Below are 3,151 nucleotides of genomic sequence, written 5' to 3' on the forward strand. Positions count from 1 at the left end.
GTCAGCGTCGTCTTGCCGTGGTCAACGTGACCAATCGTACCAACGTTGACGTGCGGCTTGGTCCGCTCAAACTTTTCCTTGGCCATTTTCAACTCCCGAAAGGAATTTCACATGTTGCGCCGCGCGCAAACAGACACTGACTTTTTACTGCTGGTGCCCATGGGCAGGATCGAACTGCCGACCTCTCCCTTACCAAGGGAGTGCTCTACCACTGAGCCACATGGGCGGTATTACGCTTCAACTACACGGACTGGAGCGGGTGAAGGGAATCGAACCCTCGTCGTAAGCTTGGAAGGCTTCTGCTCTACCATTGAGCTACACCCGCACGGGCCACTAACGATTCCCTACCGCTCTCTGCGCTGATGTTCTGGTGGAGGAGGTTGGATTCGAACCAACGTAGGCGTAAGCCAACAGATTTACAGTCTGCCCCCTTTAGCCACTCGGGCACCCCTCCGTAGAGAACTGACGATTATGGGGGTGCATCGCACTCTTGTCAAGCACATCCGGAAGATTATTTTCATTCTCTTCCAGCGCACCCTGGCGACTCACCCGACACCCGCGCTCACCCGGCTGAGGCAAGCGCAAGAGGATCGCCGATCGGCGCCCACATCTTCGTCAGACTCCGTCTTCAGCTTCGATTTGCATCTTCGCTGAAAACGAAAGACCGCCATGATACGACCTCTCACGCATAATGCCAAGCGGGTAAACGCAAAAAATTTGCAATTTCCATGCCGGAGGAATCTGCAAGGCTTCCGACGCGAGCCCAGGGGGTAGTTTGATTAATGGCGACACATCAGCACCCCGTCAAACCCGGGACAACCGGCTTCTGCGCGCAAGGGTTTCCGGCAAACGGGGTGCCGAAGCCGGATTCCAGGGAAGGCCTCGCCGTTCCCGCTTGCTCCGTTGCGACACCGGAATCGAACCCGGAAAGCACCTAGGGGCCATCTTCGCTCCCCTCCCCTCATCACCACTGACGGAAGGCACGCGCGGTACCATCCCGTGTTCCGCGATCATGCCGACCGCTCTCCCGTTTCCCTGCCTCCACGCGATACCCTGTCGTCCTTCTCGCCTTCGCACTGATCTTTGCTTCCTCGGTGGCACATGCGGGCAACATCGACAACGCGTGGTGCAGCACGGGAAGGATCGCGGCAGTCCGAGAGCCGACGCTTTCCGGGCGCCACACCGCCAGACGCGCGAAAGGCGCCGCGGCTCGGGCGACGCATGAGACCTTAAAACCGGCCGTCGACGCCGGCTGCTTGTTGGCCACCGGCACGCGGCGACGCCCGCGAGTCACGACTCCGGAAGCGATCGCGTACGCGTGGTTGCCGAACGAGCGTCAACCGACGTTATCGCGGCTGATAGCGACGCTGGCACCTTGCGAGAAGGTCCAACAGCTCGGGCTGCCTAGATGTCTTGGTGCCGCCGATGCGCGACGATCTGCGCCCGCACGCCTGCTGCCACATCGCTTGCGTGTCGCCGTCGTTGCGAACGTTCAACAGTGCAGCGCGCATTGTGTCGAACCGTCCTTTGTGCAAGCCGACCACCATGAATGTCTGGGCGGCCTATCGTGGCGAGGCTGAGCTGTACACGCGCCATCCGACGTGTGGATACGAGTGGAACCTCGTTCAGTCAAGCGCGGAACTGCATCGGCTTTGACCGGGGCGCCTGTACGTCGCCCCGTACGAACCAGACGGCAGGGAAGCCGACATTCAACGCGGGTTCGTCGACATCGACTACTCACTGCCCGGCGATGCTCATGTCGCCCCGGAGCCATGGCAGCAGCACGATCCGCCGATTCGCCCGATCGAGCGCTTGGCACTGTGTAGTCCAAGCACTGCATGCACGGTGCGGTCGTCCGGCGTCAACGCGGACGGTACGCATTTCGGATTGATGGGCGAAGGCCGCCACTATTTCGGCGGCGCCGCCTATTCGCTCGTCGAAGAAATTCGCCTCTGCGACGCCTTCGCGCCGATGGGAGGCCTCATGGCGGTTGCGGTCGTCACGCATATGCCGACGGGCGCGCGATCTCGGCCTCGCGCTGTCGCCGAGGCAGCCGTGGATTTGCCCTGAAACGCGCCGATCACACACCAGCACCTCGAAACAGAATCGACGACGTTGGGCGAAGATAAGCGACATAAACCAATTAATAGCCCGAGATAATGGACTCCGATTTGCGATGGCTAGACTTGCCGTGCAATGTGCTCGAGGAGGTAAATAACGAGAGAACGACCGGAGGCGTGATCACTTCGAGCATGACGCGGCTATCGGCGGCACCCCGGAGATTGACGGAGCCTTCGGCTGCGCGCAAGGGTGACCCCTGCCGCGCCCCTGGTCGGTTCATCACGGGATGGAAACCGCACGGAGCTCGAAGCCAGTGGCAACCGAGATGATAGACGTGGTAGATCTCGCGGCGCGGGTTCGATGCAGTCAACGATGATGAGGAGCAGGATGCGTCAATGGGCCGCCATCTGCTCAAACAATTCGGCGCCGATCAGACTCTCGCGCTGCGAGCGATGCAAGACTGGCCGCCCTGGCCGCGGAGTTACCGGCAGCAGCGGGGTCGAGCCACTAGTCCATTCGCGACACGGCGCGCGGCGTACATGAAAGTCCCGCCCGACCAGCCAGCCAGCCAGCCAGCCAGCCAGCTTGCTTGCTTGCTTGCTTGCTTGCTTGCTTGCTTGCTTGCTTGCTTGCTTGCTTGCTTGCTTGCTTGCTTGCTTGCGCCGCCGCCGCCGCCAACGCCAACGCCAACGCCAACGCCAACGTCCGGCGGTGATTGCACATTTTCTGCGCTGCAAATGCAAAAACCCCCACCTTTTCGGGCGGGGGTTTCTGGCTTAGGGAGCCTGACGATTACCTACTTTCACACGGGAATCCGCACTATCATCGGCGTAGAGTCGTTTCACGGTCCTGTTCGGGATGGGAAGGGGTGGGACCGACTCGCTATGGTCATCAGGCAAAGAGGGTTGTCACGTTGCTTCGCAGCGCGACCAATCTGGGAAGAAGCAGTAATTTTGAGTTGTGTGTATCACACACGAGAATCCAACCAGTCCGACGCGCTCTGTAGCGCGAAACAGACTTGTTATAGGATCAAGCCTTACGGGCAATTAGTATCAGTTAGCTGAACGCATTACTGCGCTTACACACCTGA

Annotated in this window: 3 protein-coding genes, 3 tRNA genes and 1 rRNA gene; 2 read left to right on the plus strand and 5 right to left on the minus strand. The window is 60.1% G+C overall.

All coding sequences use genetic code 11. The features are described from left to right. The 4 genes from DID99_RS36095 to DID99_RS36110 all read right to left on the minus strand — a co-directional run. The coding region (locus tag DID99_RS36095) for a GTP-binding protein (protein WP_039555751.1) at positions 1 to 86 on the minus strand (86 nt) is incomplete at its 3' end. A gap of 65 nt (positions 87 to 151) precedes the next feature. Continuing rightward, a tRNA-Thr gene (locus DID99_RS36100) sits at positions 152 to 226 on the minus strand. Between the two features lie 25 nt (positions 227 to 251). Further along, positions 252 to 325 (minus strand) — tRNA-Gly (locus tag DID99_RS36105). Between the two features lie 43 nt (positions 326 to 368). Continuing rightward, positions 369 to 454 (minus strand) — tRNA-Tyr (locus DID99_RS36110). A 971-nt stretch (positions 455 to 1,425) separates the two neighbouring features. Between DID99_RS36110 and DID99_RS36115 the strand changes: the two genes are divergently transcribed. Both DID99_RS36115 and DID99_RS36120 read left to right on the plus strand, forming a co-directional pair. Further along, positions 1,426 to 1,656: a hypothetical protein gene (locus DID99_RS36115; protein WP_124489879.1), complete on the plus strand. Its 231-nt coding sequence runs from the start codon at positions 1,426 to 1,428 to the stop codon at positions 1,654 to 1,656. 189 nt (positions 1,657 to 1,845) lie between these two features. Further along, the gene (locus DID99_RS36120) at positions 1,846 to 2,070 is read left to right on the plus strand and encodes a hypothetical protein (protein ID WP_148094703.1); all 225 of its coding nucleotides are present in this window, start codon (positions 1,846 to 1,848) and stop codon (positions 2,068 to 2,070) included. Between the two features lie 774 nt (positions 2,071 to 2,844). On the opposite strand, the gene rrf is transcribed toward DID99_RS36120, so the two are convergent. Next, a 5S ribosomal RNA gene (rrf, locus tag DID99_RS36130) occupies positions 2,845 to 2,957 on the minus strand. Between the last annotated feature and the right edge of the window lie 194 nt (positions 2,958 to 3,151).

The sequence above is a fragment of the Burkholderia sp. Bp8986 genome (genome assembly GCF_003854225.1).
Lineage (GTDB): Bacteria > Pseudomonadota > Gammaproteobacteria > Burkholderiales > Burkholderiaceae > Burkholderia.